This is a genomic window from Paucibacter sp. TC2R-5, from assembly GCF_025717605.1.
Lineage (GTDB): Bacteria > Pseudomonadota > Gammaproteobacteria > Burkholderiales > Burkholderiaceae_C > Paucibacter_A > Paucibacter_A albus.
On the sequence record NZ_JAJIRQ010000004.1, the window covers coordinates 129,566 to 147,918 of the forward strand.

General features: G+C 63.9%; 19 protein-coding genes. 8 read left to right on the forward strand and 11 right to left on the reverse strand.

Annotated elements, in window-relative coordinates:
- Positions 1-9 precede the first annotated feature (9 nt).
- The 3 genes from LNV08_RS10580 to LNV08_RS10590 are packed head-to-tail and all read left to right on the forward strand — an operon-like array spanning position 10 to position 2,830.
- Positions 10-897, forward strand: a complete 888-nt coding sequence (locus LNV08_RS10580; protein WP_263533671.1) for a Rossmann-like and DUF2520 domain-containing protein — start codon at positions 10-12, stop codon at positions 895-897.
- Positions 894-2,129 (forward strand): sensor domain-containing diguanylate cyclase, encoded by a 1,236-nt coding sequence (locus LNV08_RS10585; RefSeq protein WP_263533672.1) that lies wholly within the window; start codon positions 894-896, stop codon positions 2,127-2,129. Before LNV08_RS10580 ends, LNV08_RS10585 begins: the two co-directional genes overlap by 4 nt.
- A 5-nt stretch (positions 2,130-2,134) precedes the next feature.
- Complete coding sequence (locus LNV08_RS10590; protein WP_263533673.1) at positions 2,135-2,830, forward strand: HPP family protein; 696 nt, start codon at positions 2,135-2,137, stop codon at positions 2,828-2,830.
- A 9-nt stretch (positions 2,831-2,839) separates the two neighbouring features.
- On the opposite strand, the gene LNV08_RS10595 is transcribed toward LNV08_RS10590, so the two are convergent.
- Entirely contained in the window at positions 2,840-3,676 is an 837-nt protein-coding gene (locus tag LNV08_RS10595) for a zinc-dependent peptidase (protein WP_263533674.1), read from the reverse strand.
- 64 nt (positions 3,677-3,740) lie between these two features.
- Between LNV08_RS10595 and LNV08_RS10600 the strand changes: the two genes are divergently transcribed.
- A complete protein-coding gene (locus LNV08_RS10600) occupies positions 3,741-4,931 on the forward strand; it encodes a YbfB/YjiJ family MFS transporter (protein ID WP_263533675.1) in 1,191 nt (396 codons plus the stop codon).
- A 15-nt stretch (positions 4,932-4,946) separates the two neighbouring features.
- Here the strand turns inward: LNV08_RS10600 and LNV08_RS10605 are convergent, their stop codons facing one another.
- Both LNV08_RS10605 and ylqF read right to left on the reverse strand, forming a co-directional pair.
- Positions 4,947-6,620, reverse strand: coding sequence for a sialidase family protein (locus tag LNV08_RS10605; protein ID WP_263533676.1), 1,674 nt, complete (start codon positions 6,618-6,620; stop codon positions 4,947-4,949).
- 41 nt (positions 6,621-6,661) lie between these two features.
- Positions 6,662-7,651, reverse strand: coding sequence for a ribosome biogenesis GTPase YlqF (ylqF, locus tag LNV08_RS10610; protein WP_263533677.1), 990 nt, complete (start codon positions 7,649-7,651; stop codon positions 6,662-6,664).
- A 246-nt stretch (positions 7,652-7,897) separates the two neighbouring features.
- On the opposite strand from ylqF, the gene LNV08_RS10615 reads away from it, so the two are divergent.
- A complete protein-coding gene (locus tag LNV08_RS10615; RefSeq protein WP_263533678.1) occupies positions 7,898-8,305 on the forward strand; it encodes a cold-shock protein in 408 nt (135 codons plus the stop codon).
- 19 nt (positions 8,306-8,324) lie between these two features.
- Here the strand turns inward: LNV08_RS10615 and LNV08_RS10620 are convergent, their stop codons facing one another.
- The 6 genes from LNV08_RS10620 to LNV08_RS10645 all read right to left on the reverse strand — a co-directional run bounded on the left by LNV08_RS10620 (position 8,325) and on the right by LNV08_RS10645 (position 13,883).
- On the reverse strand, positions 8,325-8,834 hold the full coding sequence (locus LNV08_RS10620; RefSeq protein WP_263533679.1) for a hypothetical protein: 510 nt from the start codon (positions 8,832-8,834) through the stop codon (positions 8,325-8,327).
- Between the two features lie 69 nt (positions 8,835-8,903).
- Positions 8,904-9,245 carry a TonB family protein gene (locus LNV08_RS10625; RefSeq protein ID WP_263533680.1) on the reverse strand — a complete coding sequence of 114 codons (342 nt, stop codon included), beginning with the start codon at positions 9,243-9,245 and terminating at the stop codon, positions 8,904-8,906.
- 60 nt (positions 9,246-9,305) lie between these two features.
- Positions 9,306-10,865: a methyl-accepting chemotaxis protein gene (locus tag LNV08_RS10630; RefSeq protein ID WP_263533681.1), complete on the reverse strand. Its 1,560-nt coding sequence runs from the start codon at positions 10,863-10,865 to the stop codon at positions 9,306-9,308.
- Positions 10,866-11,206: 341 nt separating this feature from the next.
- Complete coding sequence (locus LNV08_RS10635) at positions 11,207-12,478, reverse strand: c-type cytochrome (RefSeq protein WP_263533682.1); 1,272 nt, start codon at positions 12,476-12,478, stop codon at positions 11,207-11,209.
- Complete coding sequence (locus LNV08_RS10640; protein WP_263533683.1) at positions 12,475-13,188, reverse strand: c-type cytochrome; 714 nt, start codon at positions 13,186-13,188, stop codon at positions 12,475-12,477. The genes LNV08_RS10635 and LNV08_RS10640 overlap by 4 nt, the downstream gene beginning before the upstream one ends.
- Complete coding sequence (locus LNV08_RS10645; protein ID WP_263533684.1) at positions 13,185-13,883, reverse strand: YggS family pyridoxal phosphate-dependent enzyme; 699 nt, start codon at positions 13,881-13,883, stop codon at positions 13,185-13,187. Before LNV08_RS10645 ends, LNV08_RS10640 begins: the two co-directional genes overlap by 4 nt.
- A gap of 29 nt (positions 13,884-13,912) precedes the next feature.
- On the opposite strand from LNV08_RS10645, the gene LNV08_RS10650 reads away from it, so the two are divergent.
- The 3 genes from LNV08_RS10650 to LNV08_RS10660 all read left to right on the forward strand — a co-directional run bounded on the left by LNV08_RS10650 (position 13,913) and on the right by LNV08_RS10660 (position 17,074).
- Entirely contained in the window at positions 13,913-14,956 is a 1,044-nt protein-coding gene (locus tag LNV08_RS10650) for a type IV pilus twitching motility protein PilT (RefSeq protein WP_263533685.1), read from the forward strand.
- A gap of 77 nt (positions 14,957-15,033) precedes the next feature.
- Positions 15,034-16,170: a PilT/PilU family type 4a pilus ATPase gene (locus LNV08_RS10655; protein WP_263533686.1), complete on the forward strand. Its 1,137-nt coding sequence runs from the start codon at positions 15,034-15,036 to the stop codon at positions 16,168-16,170.
- Between the two features lie 10 nt (positions 16,171-16,180).
- A complete protein-coding gene (locus tag LNV08_RS10660; protein ID WP_263533687.1) occupies positions 16,181-17,074 on the forward strand; it encodes an NAD(P)-dependent oxidoreductase in 894 nt (297 codons plus the stop codon).
- 14 nt (positions 17,075-17,088) lie between these two features.
- Here the strand turns inward: LNV08_RS10660 and LNV08_RS10665 are convergent, their stop codons facing one another.
- On the reverse strand, positions 17,089-17,748 hold the full coding sequence (locus tag LNV08_RS10665; protein WP_263533688.1) for a BON domain-containing protein: 660 nt from the start codon (positions 17,746-17,748) through the stop codon (positions 17,089-17,091).
- A gap of 24 nt (positions 17,749-17,772) precedes the next feature.
- Positions 17,773-18,348 (reverse strand): SIS domain-containing protein, encoded by a 576-nt coding sequence (locus LNV08_RS10670; protein ID WP_263533689.1) that lies wholly within the window; start codon positions 18,346-18,348, stop codon positions 17,773-17,775.
- Between the last annotated feature and the right edge of the window lie 5 nt (positions 18,349-18,353).

The following is an 18,353-nucleotide window of genomic DNA, read 5'->3' on the forward strand; positions in this document are numbered from 1 at the left end:
TTCACACGGATGAGCAGGCCCTTGTCGAGCCGTCGCATCGCCTTCATCGGCGCCGGTCGCCTGGGCCAGACCTTGGCGCGGGCCTTCTGCGCTGCGGGCTTGGACGTCGTCGCGGTTGCTAGCCGCAGCGCCGAGGCCGCCAAGGCGCTGGCGGCCCAAAGCCCTGACTGCCGGGCGGTGGCAGCAGCCGAGGCGGTGGCGGCTGCGGACCTGATCTTTCTCACCGTGCCCGACGATGCGATCGCTTCGCTGGCCGCCACACTGCCTTGGGGCCCGGCCAAAAGCGCCGTGCATTGCAGCGGCGCCACCGAGTTGACGGCGCTGAGGCCGGCCGCAGCGGCCGGCGCCCAGACGGGTGGATTCCACCCGCTGCAGATTTTTTCAGACCCCACGCGCGCGGTCGCCTTGCTGGCCGGCAGTGCGGTGGCTATCGAAGTTAGCCTTGACTCACCGGCCTTGGCGTCCGACTTGCATGAGCTGGCCCGTCTGCTGCAGATGAATCCGCTGCAGCTGCAGCCCGGCACGCGAGCGGCCTATCACGGTGCGGCCAGTTTTGCGGCCAGCTTTTTGCTGTCGATGTTGGATGAAGCGACCCAGGTGTGGGCGCAGATCGGCTTACCGCCCGAGGCCGCGCTGCAAGCGCTGCTGCCGCTGGCGCGCGGCACCTTGGACGCGGCCGGGTCGCGGGGCTTGGCCGGCGCCTTGTCCGGCCCGATTTCGCGCGGCGACCAAGGCGTGGTGGGTGCGCATTTGCAGGCCTTCGACCGGCTCGGCGGCGCGCATGGTGAGTTCTACCGCGAGCTGGCCCGGCGCCAGCTCGGCCTGGCGCGCGCAAGCGGACGCTTGGACGAAGCCGCTTTGCAACATATGGCCAGGCTTCTAGAATCCAGGCCATGACGCTGGACCCTGCGACGCTCTACCTGGTGCTGACCGTGGTCGGCCTCTTGATGGCGTTCTGGGTTTGTTTCATGGCCTGGGGCCAGCCTCTCGGTCATGCGCTTTGGGCCTGGGCGCTGGCGCTGCTGGCCTACACGGCAAGCCATGTCATTTTCGGCCTGCAAGCGCTGCTGCCGGAGCTGGTTTTTTTGGTCGGCGGCAGCACGGCTTATGCGGTCTCCCTGGTCTTGATGCTGCAAGCAGTGCGGCGGTTTCAGGGGGTTGAGCAGCTCAGCCGCTGGTACATGGCGCCCTTGCTGCTGGTGCCGCTCGTTTGCATCACGCTGGCGCAACACAGCACTTTGCGGGTGGTCATCTCCGCCTTGATTTACGTCTGGCAAATCGGCCTCATCATGGCGTCCTTGTTGGACCGGAGGCAGCCCCAGCATGGTCGCGGCCGCTACATCCTGGTCGGCGCATTTGCGACCATGCTGCTGATGCTCTTGGCGCGCGCTCTGTCGGCGATGTTTGGTTTGATCGACACCCATAATCTGAGCGCCAGCAGTGCCAGCTTGGGCCCGGTCTTTTTGGTTTCACTGTGCGCCGTCTTGAGCATCACGCTGGGCTTCGTCTATATGACCATGGAGCGGGCCGAGCGGCGCAACTTCGAGCTGGCGATGAAGGATATGTTGACCGGCCTGGCCAATCGCCGCGCGATCGGCGACCAACTGGCGTCCACGGTCGCCCGGGCGCAACGCCAAGGGCAGTACCTGAGTGTGTTGATGTTGGACATTGATCATTTCAAACGCGTCAATGACAGCTACGGACACCAAGCCGGCGATGTGGTCCTGCGCAGCGTCGCCCAGGCCTTGCAGAGCCGCTTGCGGGCACAAGATCAGATCGGGCGCTTCGGCGGCGAGGAGTTTTTGGCCATCCTGCCCGACACCAGCTTGGACGGTGCGCTGGTGCTGGCCGAGGCGCTGCGCGTGGCCGTCGAGGCGACGCCGACCCAGTGGGGCGCCCACCGTATTGCCACCACCATCAGCATAGGCGTGCGCGGCGGCGCCATCACCGGCAGCGACACGGCGGACAGCCTGGTGGCGGCCGCCGATGCGGCGCTGTACCGGGCCAAGCAAGGCGGGCGCAACCGGGTCGAGGTGGGCCACGCGCTGGTGCTGCCGTCGGCCTTTGATCTGGCGCCAGCCAATGCCTCAACGCTGGCCCCCGCACATGACATGAATAGCGAGGCCTGAGCACTATGTTTACCGTCTACGGCCTCAATGGGCGCATCTTCAGCGGCAGGCTCGAAGGCCTGCGTGAGCTCAGCGCCGTGCAGTCGGTGGCGCGGGTGCGGGCGGTTGAGGCCGTCACAAGGCGCGGGGACGACGCAGCAAGCGGTGTGATTCTGGCCGGGCCAGCGCCCGACACTACCTTGGCCGCGCTGGGCGGCGCGGAGCCGGCGCCACGGGCCGCCATTGCCGCTTACACACAGGCGCAGGCACTCACCGTCGACGGCGGGGCCGAGCGACGCGTCTTGAGTTGGGTCGAGCAGTTGATGAGCCTGGAATTGCACACGGTGCCGCTGGCCTCGACCGTGGCGCAGGGCTTGGCCATACTCAGTCAAGCCCGCGTCGGCCAAGCGCCCGTGGTGAACGAGCAGGGCCGCTTGGTGGGCCTGCTTTTGCGGGCCGACCTGTTGCCGGAGCCGGCTAACTTTCAAGATGCGCTGGCTTGGAGCGAGTGGTTGGCCGCGCCGGTGTCGGCCGTGATGTGGAGCCCGGTGCCGGCGGCAAGACCCGACACGCCGATCCGGGAAGTGGCCCAGGCCCTGCTAGAGCTGCGTCTGCCGGGCCTGCCCGTGGTGGACGACCGGGGCGATATGCTGGGCTTTCTATCTCGCACCGATATTCTGCGAGCCTTGACCCGCGAAGCGCCCTTGAATCTTTGGAGCTGAAGCCTTGGCTTATTGCCAGGTCAGCGGATTGATCCGGTAATAGTCGCTCAACACGCCGTAGAGCTCCGGGTGCTGCTGAGCCAGATCCAGCGGCCGTTCGAAGAACAACTCGCTGCTGACGGCGAAAAACTCTGCCGGGTCTGTAGCGCCATAAGCGTCAATCAGGCCCGGCTCACCTGTGCTTAGCCGAGCGCGCAAGGCGTCGTATTCGTTTTGCATCACCGTCGACCAGACTCGGTAGGCCCGTTTATTGGCCAGCTGTGGCGCGCCATTGGCATGTCCCTTGGCTTGATCGAGTTGGTGGGCGAATTCATGGATGACCACGTTGTGGCCATCATCCGGGTCGGCAGCACCTGCCTGCACATCGCTCCAGGACAGCAAGACCTGACCCTGCACCCAGCTCTCGCCGGCCAGGGCTCGGCGCTGCTCCATCTGCACACCGCCCGCCTGATTGACCGGCCTGTCCACCACAAACGCGCCCGGGTAAAGCAGGATTTGCTTCAGCTTGGGGTAGTAGCCGCGGCGCGCGCCCAAGAGCGGCAAGCAGGCCTGGGCGGCGATGCTGACGCGCATTTCATCGGTGACCGTCAGGCCGCCGCAACCCAAGATGGGTTTTTCGGCCAGAAACACCTGGATATCCTGCTTCAGGCGCATTTGCAGGTTGGCCGGCAGGCGCTGGAACAAGGGCATGCGCCGCCGCAAAATGCGCCGCCAGGCTTGGGGGAAGGGCTGTTCCCGCAGCTTTTGGCGGCGCCGGCGCTGCAATAGCGGGCCGCCGGCCAGCCAGCCGATCAGGCCCAAGCCAAAGGCGATGGTGAGCAACAGTGGCAGGGCGTTGATGTCCATGGCTCACCACATGGGCGCGTTTGTGTTGATTGCAAGGGTGACTCAATGCCTTAGGCTTGGGGTCATGCAAAGCCCCAGCTCACTCACCACAGCGCGGCCACTACAGGCTTGGCAAGTCATCGTGGGCGGCATCTGCGGCCTGATTCTGACCATAGGCTTGGCGCGCTTTGCCTACACGCCCTTGCTGCCCCTGATGCAGGTGCAGGCGGGCTTGTCCGATGTGGCAGGCGGTTGGCTGGCCTCGATCAATTACCTCGGTTATATGAGCGGCGCGCTGCTGGCTGCCTGGATTGATGATGCCCGGCTGCGCCAGCGCCTCTACAGCGGCGGGCTGATCTTGAGCTTGGTTGTCACCGCACTGATGGGCCTCAGTGGCAACTTCTGGGTCTGGGCCCTATCGCGTTACCTGGGCGGCTTGTGCGGCGCGGCTGGCATGTTGCTGGGTTCCGGCCTGGTGCTGAATTGGTTGATGCGCCATGGTCGCCGGCCCGAGCTGGGCCTGCATTTCACCGGCCTGGGGCTGGGCATTGTGGTGTCGGCGCTGGGTGCCTTTGTGATGAGCGGGCTGTTGATGACTTGGGCGCAGCAATGGTTGGGCTTTGCGAGCCTGGGCCTGCTGTTTTTGCTGCCTGCTTGGGCCTGGCGGCCGCCAGTGCCCCCCGCCCTGACCGGCACACATGCGGCGCCGAGTGCCCCGTCTAGGCGCTGGATGGGTTTGATGACCTTGATGTATTTTTGTGCAGGTTGGGGCTTTGTGATCAGTGCCACCTTTACCGTTGCCATCGTCGAGCGCCAACCCTTGCTGGCGGGCCAAGGCCCCTGGGCCTGGGCGCTGGTGGGTCTGGCCGCCACGCCGGCGGTGTTCTTGTGGGACAAGCTGGCCCGCCGCTGGAGCGAGCTGACGGCCTTGCTGCTGGCTTTCGCGCTGCAGACGCTGTCGGTGCTCTTGCCGGCCTGGTCCAACAGCCTGGGCGCCGCGCTGGCGGGTGCCTTTTTGTACGGCGCAACCTTTATCGGCATTGTCAGCCTGACCTTGGCCTTGGTCGGCCGCCGCGCCCCCAACAACCCCGGCAAGGCGATGGCCAGGCTGACGCTCAGCTACGGATTGGCGCAGGTCTGTGCGCCGGCTTTGGCGGGGGCTATGGCGCAGGCCAGCGGCAGCTATCGCGGCGCGCTGTGGATCACGGCGGCGGTGCTGTTCTTGGGCATGGGCTTGTTGCTGCTGTTGCTGCGCGAAGTCGCGCAAAACCCTTGAGCTGAAAAAACGCGATCAAGGCTCGACCGGCACAAGCCCGCTGCGCCTGGCCCAGCCGGGTAGGCGGCGTTCCATGGCGGTGACGATTGCAGCGTGCCGGGCGCGTGCAAACGCTTCATCGCTGAGCCCGGCAGCGGGCTTTGTCGCGGGCATAGTGCGCGCCAAAATCTTCGCCCTGGGTGCGTTGCTGGCGCTGGCACTGGCCGTTGGCATGACGCGTAGCGCGTAAATGTCGCTGCGGTTATTGCTGTCTTGGCCGGACAGGGCCAGCACGGGCAAGAAGCCGCCTCTGCTGCCGACCAGACCTTGATAGTCGCCCAGAAAGAGCCCGCGCGCATCGGCCGCCTGGGCCATGTCGAAGGGGCTCCAGATTTTGGTTTCGACCCAGTTGACGCCGTTGCGCGAGCTTAGCAACCAGGCGCCGGCGAGCAAGGTCGAGGCGTCGGCGGTGTCGGCGCGCAAATCGTAGTGGCTGATGGCAACGAGGCCATCGGCATTGACGGCCACCGCCGGCGTGAAGGCGGCCACATTGGGGTCGCGGTTGATCGCGACCGGCGCCGACCAGCTGAGGCCGCCGTCGCTCGAATGCGCGACAGCAATCGCATCGCGCAGGCCGCCGCTGAAGCGAGCATCCTGCCAGGTCAGCCACAAGCTGCCGGCGAGACCAACGGCGATGGAGGCCAGCGTCGCGCCGTCCCGAATAGCCTTGCCGGTTTGCGGGTCGCGGGCGCCAACGGCCTGGACATCGCTGATGCGAATCGGCGCCGACCAAGTCAGGCCTTTGTCACTGGAGCGCAGCACGCCTAACCAGCTACTCGACTGAGCGCCGACCGTGTCGATTTGTGTGAACAGATTGACCAACGTGCCGTCTTGCAGCACGACGATGCGGTTGCCTATGGTCTGGCTGATGCCGCCACTGACGCTGGGGCTGTAGATGATGCGGGCCTGCTCCCAACTGGCGCCACTGTCGATCGAACGGGCCAGCAGCGTCGGCCCGAAATTCGTCGCTTCCAAGCGGTCCCAAACGGCGTAAACATAGCGCGCATCGGTCGGGTCGGCGGTCAGTGTGTTCTTGTCGTTAAAGAGCGTCTCGCCGTCGCGCAAGAGCGTGGCCGGCGTGCTCCAGCTCAGGCCGCCATCGACTGAGCGGCTGGCCAGCAGGGCCGAGCTGGCGCCTGGCGTGAAGGAAGTGCCGGTGAAGGCCAGCGCCATCGAATACATCACGCCGCTGGGGCCTATATCGACCCAGGGGTCGCTGGCGCGCTCGTAGTCACCGCTGCTCCCTGTTGCCGCGCCGCCGCAGCGCGAGAAGGGCAAGAGGTGGCGGGTCCAGGTGTTGCCGGCGTCGCTCGACACGGCGGTGACCAAGGCGCGCGCGCCGCCATTGCTCCAGCGGTCTTGCTGCCAGGCGCTGATCAATACATTGGGATTGCCGGGGTGGGCGGCGACGAAGGGTTCGACCTCCGCATTGGCGTACAAGCTGCCGCCACTCGTGCCACCGGTGCAGCCTGCGGCGACCGGGCTGTCGGCGCTGATGCGCGTGCTGGGCAGCGCAGGGGCGGGGTTTGGCGCGGGGGCCGGTGCAGGTGCCGGAGTACTGGCATCGCCGCCACCTCCGCCGCCGCAGCTACTCAGGCCCAAGCCGGCAAGCGCCAAGGCCGCGAGGCCGACACATCTGTGCAAACTCATGGCAGTCTCCCATTGGCATGCAGCGCCCCAAAGGCGCATTTTCAATCGTCGGCGCCTTCTTCCTTGCTGCGCTCATTTTCGCTGTTTGGCTGTGCCGCCATGGGCGCGCGCTCTTCGGCAGCTTTCTTTCTGCGCTTGCTGGTTTTGTCCTTGCGGGCTTCTTCGGCTGCGTCGGCGGCCGCCGACCATTGCTTGAACTCGTCCGGCGTCTCCAGCGTGATGCGCCCGAGTATGCATTGGCGGAATTCGTAAATCAGCACCTCGGCGGCTTTTTGCAAATTGACGCGGCCGCCGCTGAGCATGGCGCCGCGTTTGCGGCCGATGGCGGTCAGTAACTCCTCGTCGCTCAGGCCGGCCACATCGCCGAGCTTGTAGCGCTCTTCCACCTGGCCGGCATAGTGCTGGCGCAAGCGTGCCAATAGCTCCAAGGCCACCTCTTCTTCTTCAAAGGCATTGCGGCCAATCGCGCCACTGGCGGCCAGGTTGTAGCCGCTTTCTTCGATCGTGATGCGGGGCCACAGCATGCCGGGCGTGTCGAAGAGGTAGAAATCATTCTCCAGCACGATCTTCTGTTCGATCTTGGTGATGCCGGGCTCGTCGCCGGTCTTGGCGATGCGCTTGGTCGTGATGGTGTTGATCAGCGTGGACTTGCCCACGTTCGGAATGCCGCAGATCAACACCCGCACCGGCTTGACCATGCCACCACGCAGCGGCGCCAACTCGCGGCAGGCCTTGATCAAAGCTTGGGCGGGCGCTTTGATCGAGGCGTCCAGGCCAATTGCGCGCGTGTCGGGCAAGGCGTTGTAATGGTCCAGCCACATGGCGGTGCGCTCGGGGTCGGCCAGGTCTTGCTTGTTCAGCAGCTTGAGCGTGGGCTTGCCCTCGGTCAGCTTGGCCAGCAGCGGGTTGGCGCTGGAGCCGGGCAGGCGCGCGTCCAGCAGCTCGATCACCACGTCGAGGCCGGCCTTCATGCGATCGTTGATCGCATTGCGGGTCGAGTTCATATGCCCGGGGAACCAGTGGATGGCCATTGTTCTTGTGTCTTTCTAAAGCGCGAGCTCGTTGTCGCAGGCTGTCGCGGCCAGGTGGCCGGACGAATTCAAGAGCCGATTGTCGCGGGTCGGCGCCTGAAACATTGCTTACCTGTTGTTGCATCGTTGCCGCGCTGCCGCTGCAAGATGGTGGCACAGGTAAAAATGAGAGGCGCCCCCAATGGGCTAGGCCTCGCTCCTAAGGCTCAAAGAGGTCAGGGGGTTTCAGAGTGAGTGAGGTCCATCATGCGTTTTGAAGGCAATCTGACGGTCTGGCATATCGATCGAGGCTATGGCGCGGTCACGCCCGATCAAGGCGGGCAAGAACTGTTTATTCACGTCTCGGCCTTCCCGCCCGAGGGGCCGCAGCCGGTCGTGGGTGAGCGGCTGAGCTTCGAAGTTGTGAGCGGACGCAACAATCAGAAACAGGCCTGCCGTGTGCAGAGACTCAAATCCAGCATGGCAACGCCGCCGGCCTTGGCGCCTGCGCGCAGTCACGCCCGGCGGCCACCACTTAAATCGGAGCGCCCGACCTTGGCCTATGTCTTGCTGGGTTTGGCGCTGGCGGCCGGCGTGCTGAGCTGGTTTGAGTTCAGCCAAGCGGATGGGCGGCACTTCGCCCGCCTGGTGAACAGCAGCACTACCTTGCGCTGAGCCTGTACCGTCGGTCGGTTCAGTCCGTGTGCTTGCCCCAGGGCAGTGAAGCGGCCTTGCGGTCCGCGCCCTTGCGGGTTCGCAGTACCGCATCAAAAGCCTGATTGGCGCCGTTGACGACGCTGGTGAGCAGACCCACGACGTCCTCTTGGCTGAGTGCATCGGCATCACGCCGAAACTGTTTGATGGCCATGGCCAGCATCTCGCGTGAGACCGCCGGGTGAGTGACGACCACCGCCTGCATCGCGTTGAAAAGATCGGGGAAACGCCCGCACAAGGCCTTGATGCGGCGCAATGACTGGGCCGGCGTGCTGCGCCCGCCTGGGGCGATCCAGCTCAACTCCTCGTCGGCTGCCTTGAGGCTGAGCTCAAGGCAGCGGATGCGGGTCAGCAGGTATTCGGTATCGCGCGCCTCGACCGCTTGCAACTCGGCCTCATCATCGCTCTCGGCCTCGAAGTAGCGCTGATGCACCATGGTGGCCAGGGCGGCCTCCAGTTCGGGCAGGGTGAGGCGGCGTGCTGCATCCATAGGGGCTGTGGTCTAGCGACTTGATCGCTGTATTTCGGCCTCTGGGTGCAGGACTTGAGCGCCCGGCAATCAATCTTCGTTATTGAACACCAGCTTGACTTCGTGCGACTGCTTTTCGCCGCTGGCTTCAAAGCGCCAGTCCATCAAGGCGCGGGTGACGGCCTTGTCGAAGACCTTGCGCGGCTGCGCTTCCAGGATGTCAACGCCGGTAACGGCACCTTCCGCATCAATCGACATCTTGGCTTTGACCACGCCATTGGAAACCGAGGCCTTGGCGGCTTCGGCTGGAAACTCGGGCGGCACTTTCTTCATGATCTTTGGCGCGGCCGCTTGGGCGCTGAAGGCTAGGGCCAGGCCGGTGCAGAAGAGGGTGGCGGCGCGTGTCAGGGTCGAGCTTGTAGTCTTGGACATGATGATTTTCTAGAACAGGGAAAGGAAAAAAGGGGAAGGGAAATAAAGGGAGTGCTGGCCTTAGGCCAAGGCGTCGGCCGCTCGGAAGAAGCCAACGGCGTCCAGCAGGCGGGAGGAGCTGTTCTTCAAGGCGTCGGTGGAGCGACCCAGGTCGTCTACCAGCGTGGTGTTTTGCTGAGTGGCACGGTCCAACTCGTTCATCGCGTTATTGACCACGCCCACACCGGCCGCTTGCTCATGAGCGGAGTGCGAGATTTCCTCGATCAGCTGGCCCATATTGTTGACCTCGTCGACGACGCTGCGGATGGTGATGCCAGCGTTGTTGACCAGAGCAGTGCCGTTCTCGACCTTGACCGAGGATTCCTGGATCAAGACCTTGATTTCTTTGGCCGCCGAAGCCGAGCGCGAAGCCAGGGCGCGCACCTCGGAGGCGACCACCGCGAAGCCGCGGCCATGCTCACCCGCGCGCGCCGCTTCCACCGCCGCGTTCAGCGCCAGGATATTGGTTTGGAATGCGATGCCGTCGATCACGCCGATGATGTCGCCGATCTTCTTCGAGCTGGCGCTGATGTCTTCCATCGTCGCGACCACTTTGGAGACGACCGCGCCACCCGCCGTAGCGGACTGGCGGGCCTTGGTGGCGATGTCGGCGGCCCGGCGCGTAAGGTCGCTGGCGCCGTTCAAGTTGGCGGCAATCTGTTCCACCGAGGCGGCAGTGTTTTGCAGGCTGGCGGCGGAACGGGCGGTGCGGTCGGACAGATTGACATTGCTGTCAGCGATATCAGACGAGTTCTGCACCACTTCGCCGGCGGCTTCGCTGACGCTATTGACCACGCCCGACAAGGCGCGCTGCATTTCCTGCATCGCGCGGAGCATCTGCGAGAGCTCGTCCTGGCCATGTGCCTGAATGACTTGCGTGAGGTCGCCGGCGGCGATGGCCTCGGCAGCGGCCTGCGCTTGCTGTGCCGGCAGCACGATGGAGCGGGCAATCACCAAGCCGCCGCCGATGCCGATCACCGCTGCGACCGCCACCAACACTGCGGTCAGGAGTACCGAGGAGCGCGCCAACTCGCCGCCACTGACGGCCAGGTCACGCGCGGAGTCGAACTGCAGGTCGACCAGGCCTTTGAGGCCGTCTTGATAGCTTTGCTGGGCCGGGCGCACGTCGGTGATCAGGCTCTCGCGTGCCTCGTCCGGGCTGCCGTCCTTTTGAATCTTTTGGAACTTGGCCACGGCGGCGAAGAACTTGGCCTGGTTGGCCCGCACTTGACTGATCAGCTCTTTTTCCTTGCTGCCGTCGAGGCTTGCTTCCAAGGCGCTCAGCTGCTTTTCACTCTCTTGCAGCGCGCCTTCGATGGCGGCTTTTTGCTTCTTGATCTGGCGCGCTTCGTCGAGCAGCAGCAGGTCGCGGGAAGCACGTGCGATCACATTGACTTGACCTTCTAGCCCATTGGCCGAGGCAATCTTGACCAGGCTGATATTGGCCGTGTGGTCCAGATCCTTGGCCAGGTGGCTGGCGGTGCCGGCGCCGTAGCTGCCAATCGCGACCAGCAGCAAAATCAGCAGGCCATAGCTGACCGCCAGGCGCTGGCTGATGCGTAGTTTCGTCAGTAGATTCATTTATCGGGACCCTCGTCAACGATTGTTTCTTTTTGGCGCCTTTGGCACCTCTTCGGCAATTTGTGCGCTTTCGGCCCGGCTTGCTCAAGACTTGAGAGCTTGTCGCTCGCCGCACATTGGCTTCGTGAAATTTGACGCATTTCAGAGTCGGCAGTGCAGGTCTGGCTTGAGGCTGTCGGCGCCAAAAAACGCGGCAGAGGCAGTGTCGGAGGGTTTGACTGTTTTGTGACCAAAGCTATCCGCCACATGCGTGACAAAGTACCCGCTTGGTGCGGGGGAAACCCCCGAATGGGGGCTTGCGCGCAGCGGCGCTTGGCTGGGAGGCCGGGCGCAGCCGGGTTTCAGTTGACGCGTTGGGTCTTCAGTTGCAAGACGTCAAGCGGCCGCACGTCGGCGGCCTGGTTACCCCAGGCATTGCGTACAAAACTGGCCAAGGCGGCCTGCTCGGTGTCGCTCAAGATGCCGGCAAAGGGCGGCATGCCGTAGGGGCGTGGATTGCCGGCGGTAGCGGGGGCGAAACCGCCGCGTTGAATGATGCGTAAAAGATTGGCCGGGTTTTGCATTTGCACGCTGCGGCTGCCTGCCAGCGCGGGGTAAGCGGCTTTGACGCCCTCGCCTTGCTCGCCATGACAGCGTGCGCAATGGTCGGCGTACAAGGCTTTCCCGAGTTCGCGCAGCGCCGGCTCGGGTCGCCTCTGCGTGCTTTTAGCGGCAGCATGTTGCGGCAGGCTTTGCAGATAAGTGGCCATGGCCGCCAGATCAGCCTCGTTCAAAAACTGCGTGCTGCCCAGAATCACCTCGCCCATGGGGCCGAGCGCGCTTGAGCTTGCGCTGCTGCCCGTCTTCAGCCATTGCCGCAAGTCTTGCGCCGGCCAGTCGGCCACACCGGCTTCGGCGGGGTCGTGCAGCGACGGGGCATACCAAGCCAAGGGCGCCAGCATGCCGCCCGAGAAATCGGTGGCCGCTGGCGTGGCGCCCAGGCTGTTGCGCGGCGCGTGGCAGGCATTGCAGTGGCCCAGGCCTTGAGTCAGGTAGGCGCCCCGGTTCCATTCGGCGCTGCGTCCGGCGTCGGGTTTGAATACGGCCGGGCGGAAATAGAGGGCGCGCCAGACCGCCATGGCCGGCTGGGTGTTGTAGGGGAAGCGCAGCTCATGGGCGCGATTCGCCTGGGCGACGGCCGGCAAGCTTTGAAGATAGGCGAACAAGGCATCGGCATCTTCACGCGTGACCAAGGCGTAGTTGGTGTAGGGGAAGGCGGGCGTCAGCAAGCGGCCGTCTTTGCTGCGGCCGTTGTGCAGCGCAGCCCAGAAATCATTGCTCGTCCATTGACCCAGGCCGGTCGCCGGGTCGGGCGTCAGATTGGGCGCGAAGACGTCGCCAAAAGGTGTGGGCAAGGCGCGCCCGCCCGCATAGGGGGCGCCGCCGCGCTGGGTATGGCAGCCCATGCAGTTGCCGGCGCGGGCCAGGTAGGCGCCGCGCTCGACCATGGCCGGGCTTGTTGCCGCGGCGCTTTGAGTTGGCGCGGCCTCGTCCAGATGATTGAGCCCGTAGACCACCGCGCCGGCGAGCGCCAGCGCAGCGAGCAAGGCCACAGCAAGCAGACGGGCCTTCATTGCAGACCACCGCATTCAAGCGGCAGGGCCGCGGGCAGGCTTGCCAGTGAAGCCAGCGCCGGTTTGCTGCCCAGGGCCAGGTCTTGCCCTGCCAACCAATGCGAGATCGCGTTGATCTCCTCGGGCTGCAACTGCTTGGCAATCTTGGCCATACAGTCCGGTGCGACGGCGCTGCGCTGGCCGCTGCGCCAAGCTCCTAACTGCCCATTCAGATAGTCGCGCGGCAGGCCCAGCAGGCCGGGGATGAAGGGCTGCACGCCCGTCAAAGCCTGACCGTGGCATTGCACGCAGGCAGGTAGCTTGCGGGCCGCATCACCATTGAAAATCAGCTGCTTGCCCTTGGCCAAGGCCGCGGCGTCCAGACCGGGCTTTTGCGCCGGCGGATAGGGCAGGCTCAAGCCCGCGAAGTAGCCGGCCAACTCATTCAAATAAGCGTCGCTCAAGGGGTCGATCAGATCGCTCATCAAGCCGTAATGGCGTCGGCCATCGCGAAAATTCAGCAATTGCTTGTAGAGATAGCCCTGCGGCTTGCCGGCCAGGCGCGGGTAATAGCCGTCTGCCGCCGCGCGGCCTTCTCGCCCGTGGCACAGCGTGCAAGCTTGCGCGCGCTGGGCGATCGAGTCCTCGAACTTGGCCGGCTCGGCCTGGCTGCGTGGTGCCTGCAACAAGGCCGCAAAGACCGCCAAGGCGTAGATGAGTTTTGTACTCATCCGTATTGGCGCGCGCCAAAGATCGCCGAGCCCACGCGTACCAGCGTCGCGCCCTCGGCAACCGCCGCTTCCAGATCGGCGCTCATGCCCATAGACAGGCTGTCCATCTGCAGGCCGAGTTGCTGATTCACCTCGGTCAGCAAGGTGGCCAGGGCGCGGTGCGCTTGCCGCTGAGTTTCGAAGTCAGCGGCCGGCTCAGGAATAGCCATCAAGCCGCGCAGACGAAGGCGAGGCAGTTCGCTAACGGCCAAGGCCAGCGCCGCCACCTCAGCCGGCAACAGTCCGCTTTTGCTGGCCTCGCCGCTGATATTGACTTGCAAGCAGACATTCAAGGGCGGCAGTTCGGCAGGGCGTTGCTCGGCCAGACGTTGCGCGGTCTTGAGCCTGTCCACGCTATGCACCCAATCGAAGTTCTCGGCTACCGGCCGGGTCTTGTTGCTCTGCAGCGGGCCGATCAAATGCCACTCCAGCTGCTGGCGCAGCGCGCTCAACTCTGCGATTTTGTCCAGACCCTCTTGCACATAGTTCTCGCCAAAGCGCCGCTCGCCGGCTTCATAAGCTGCTTGCACCGCGCTGGCCGGAAAAGTCTTGCTGACGACCAGCAATGTGACGCTTTGCACGGCTCGCCCGGCTTGGGTGCAGGCCCGATTGATGCGCTCGTGCTGTTCTTGTATGTTTTTTGCGATCGTCGCCATAATGGCCCTCAGCTCATCTGCCCACACATATGGACATCACTCAATTACTGGCATTCTCGGTCAAGAACAAGGCCTCCGACCTGCACCTCTCGGCCGGCCTGCCGCCGATGATCCGCGTCAACGGCGACGTGCGCCGTATCAATGTCGAGGCGCTCGAGCACAAAGATGTGCACGATATGGTCTACGACATCATGAACGACTCGCAGCGCAAGGCATACGAGGAGATTCTTGAGGTCGACTTCTCGTTCGAGATTCAGGGTCTGGCGCGCTTTCGTGTCAATGCCTTCAACCACAACCGCGGTGCCGGCGCGGTGTTCCGGACCATCCCGTCCAAGATCTTGTCGCTTGAGCAGCTCAACGCGCCGAAGATTTTTGCCGAGCTGGCCCTGCGCCCACGCGGCTTGGTGCTGGTGACCGGGCCGACTGGCTCGGGTAAATCGACCACGCTGGCCGGCATGGTCAATCACCTGAACGAAAACGAATACGGCCACATCCTCACCATCGAGGATCCGATCGAATTCGTGCATGAATCAAAAAAGAGCCTGATCAACCAGCGCGAGGTCGGGCCGCACACGATGAGCTTTGCCAACGCCCTGAAGTCGGCGCTGCGCGAAGACCCGGACGCGGTGCTGGTCGGTGAAATGCGCGATCTGGAGACGATACGGCTGGCGCTGACTGCGGCTGAGACCGGCCACTTGGTCTTCGGCACCCTGCACACCAGCTCCGCCGCCAAGACGGTGGACCGTATCGTTGACGTCTTCCCGGCGGCTGAAAAAGAAATGGTGCGGGCGATGGTGTCGGAGTCGCTGGTCGGCGTGATCTCGCAAAGCCTGTGCAAACTGAAGGACGGTACCGGCCGAGTGGCAGCGCATGAGATCATGCTGGGCACCTCGGCGATCCGCAATCTGATCCGCGAGAACAAGGTGGCGCAGATGTATTCGTCCATCCAGACGGGCAATAGCCAGGGCATGCAGACCTTGGATCAGAATCTGACCGATCTGGTGCGGCGCAACATCATTGCGCCGTCGGAAGCCCGAGCCAAGGCGAAGTTTCCGGAGAACTTTCCGGGCTAATCACTCGATCTATTTTTGGTGGCACCGCTATATTGCGGCGGGTCAAATGATGCTTCGCTCAGGGAAACGCAAAAATCATGGAACGCGATCAAGCCACCAAATTCATCAACGACCTCTTGCGTTTGATGATCTCCCGAAAAGGCTCGGACCTATTTTTGACGGCGGAATTCCCGCCTGCCATCAAGGTTGACGGCAAGGTCACCAAGGTCTCGCCCCAGCCCTTGACCGGCCAGCACACGCTGCAACTGGCGCGCGCCATCATGAACGACAAGCAGGCGGCCGAGTTCGAGCGCAGCAAGGAATGCAATTTCGCTATTTCGCCGCAAGGTGTCGGGCGCTTCCGGGCTAACGCCTTTATTCAACAGGGCTCGGTCGGTCTGGTGTTGCGCACGATTCCGGCCGATGTACCGACCATTACCTCGCTGGACTTGCCGCCCGTGCTCCGCAAAGTGGTGCAAGAGAAACGCGGCCTGGTGATCGTGGTCGGAGCCACTGGCTCGGGCAAGAGCACTTCGCTGGCGGCCATGGTCGATGAGCGCAACCAGACGACCTTCGGCCACATCATCACGATCGAAGACCCCATCGAGTTCGTGCACCCGCACAAGAACTGCATCATCACCCAGCGCGAAGTCGGCATCGACACCGACAGTTGGGAGCAGGCGCTGAAGAACACACTGCGGCAAGCGCCCGATGTGATCCTGATGGGTGAGGTGCGCGATCGCGAGACCATGGAGCACGCAGTCGCCTTCGCCGAGACCGGTCACCTCTGCATGGCCACGCTGCACGCCAACAGCGCCAACCAGGCGCTGGACCGCATCATCAACTTCTTCCCCGAGGAGCGCCGCGCCCAGCTGCTGATGGATTTGTCGCTGAACTTGCGCGCCTTGGTGTCGCAGCGCCTGCTGCCGCGTCGCGAAGGCAAGGGCCGAGTCGCGGCGGTCGAGATCATGCTCAACTCACCGTTGATCTCCGACTTGATCTTCAAGGGCGAGATCGGCGAGATCAAGGAAATCATGAAGCGCTCGCGTGAGCAAGGCATGCAGACTTTTGACCAGGCCTTGTTTGATCTTTACGAGACCGGCAAGGTCACCTACGAAGATGCGCTACGCAACGCCGACTCAGTCAATGATTTGCGCCTGCAGATCAAGCTCAATAGCGAGCGGGCCCGCTCCGAAGACATGTCGGCCGGGACCGAACATTTCACGATTGTTTAGATAGTTGTCTATGAACACAAGAACCTACGAATCCGTTGCACCCCTCAAACTTGCCTTCTTGGGCCTGGGCGTCATGGGCTACCCCATGGCCGGCCATTTGCAGCGCGCCGGCCATGCGGTGACGGTCTACAACCGCACGGCGGCCAAGGCGCAGGCCTGGGTGGCTGAATACGGCGGCGCCTCGGCCGCCACGCCGGCCGAGGCCGCGGCGGGCGCTGACATGGTGTTCGCCTGCGTCGGCAATGATGACGATCTGCGCTGGGTGGTGTTGAGCACGCAAGGCGCATTCGCTGGCATGAAGTCGGGTGCGATCTTTGTTGACCACACGACCGCCTCGGCGGAAGTTGCGCGCGAACTGCATGCCGAAGCAAAAAAGCGGGCCTTGCATTTTGTCGATGCGCCGGTGTCGGGCGGGCAAGCTGGCGCCGTCAATGGGGCGTTGACGGTGATGTGCGGCGGTGACGCAGGCCCATTCGAGGCCATGCAGCCGGTGGCGATGGCCTACTCCAAGGCGGTCACGCGGGTCGGCGAATCGGGCGCTGGGCAGTTGGCCAAGATGGTCAATCAGATCTGTATCGCCGGCCTGGTTCAGGGCTTGGCCGAGGCGATTGCCTTTGGGGACAAGGCTGGCCTGGACATGAAGCAGGTGCTGGACGTGATCGGCAAGGGCGCGGCGCAGAGCTGGCAGATGGACAACCGTGGCAAGACCATGGTGGACGGCAAGTTCGACTTCGGCTTTGCCGTCGACTGGATGCGCAAGGATCTGGGTCTGGTGCTGGATGAGGCGCGCCGCAACGGCGCAAGGCTGCCGGCGACCGCCCTGGTTGATCAGTTCTATGCCGATGTTCAAGCGGCGGGTGGTGGCAGGCTGGATACCTCCAGCCTGATCAAACGTTTGACTTGAGCGTGACTTGAGTTTTACTTTGCTGCCTCGGCCTTAGCAGGCTTGGGCAGCATCCGCGCCAACTCTTCTTCGCTGATGATCTCAACGGCGCGCACCACTTTTGTCACGCCGCTGACGCCGCGCGCAATACTGACCGCACGAGCAGCCTCGCGCTCGGTGACCCGGCCCATGATGAAGACCTCACCGCGTTCGACCACGATGTAAAAGGCGTTTGAGATCAAGTCGGGCGCATCGACCAAGCTGGCCTTGACCTTGGTGGCAATCAACACATCGTTGGAGCGGCTGGTGTAGGAGCTCAGGAAGGTCACGGCCGTCTCGTTCAGCACACGGCTGACGTTTTCAACGCCGGCGACGATTTGCTCTAACTTGGCGCGGTCGGCTTCGGTTTTCGTCTCACCGGTAATCAATACCATGCGGTTATAGCTGTTGACGTTGACGTGCACTCGGTCGCCGAGTTGCTCGCGGATGCGAGCGCCGGCCTTGTATTCGATGCCCTCGTCTTCCACCTGGGCGCCCGATGTGCGGCGATCGGTCGCCATCAAGCCGCCGCCGACCATGGCGCCGCCCACGGCCAGCGGCACGCAGGCGCTGCTGACGACGGCGCCTGCCAAGGCGAGCAAGAGCACCGGGAGGCGCGAAAGCTTGTGGAGTGATGAGGCAGCTCGAATAGTCATGGTTTTCCTGGAGAAAGGGCCGGCTTATTCGCCGTCACCCAGCAATTGAACATCGACCGCATCGCACAAGCAGTGGGCGAGCAAGCGCTGCGCCTCGGCGACGCGGGCGCTGCGGGGGTGATGGACGCGAATTTGTACATCGGTGTCGCGCAGCAAGCCTTGCAGCTCATCGTTGGCGCTGCCGGTGATGGCGATCACGCTCATGTCTTGCTCATGCGCGGCCCCAAGAACCTCGGCCCATTGGCCCAAACCCGTTTGGCGCGAGTCAAAGATTAGCAGCAGATCGCCCGGGTGCCCATGTGCCTGTATCTGGCGCGTTAGGGCTGCCAGCTCCGAGCTGCTGCCATGGGCTTGGGTGTCCAGGCTCCATGCGGCCAAGCCCGGCCTATCCTGCTCGAAGCGGCCGACCAGCAGAGCGGCCATATAGCTGGCGTCAAGTGCCGAAAGACCCTGGCCGCAGCACAGTACGCGGCCGCCGCCGGTGATGCCGTCCAGCAGCATTTGCGCGGCGCTGGCCAGCGGGCGTGACAGGGTCTCGGCGGCCTGATACAGCAGGTCGGCGCTCTCGAAGAATTGTTGTTGGATGCGTTGCTCTAGCATGGGGC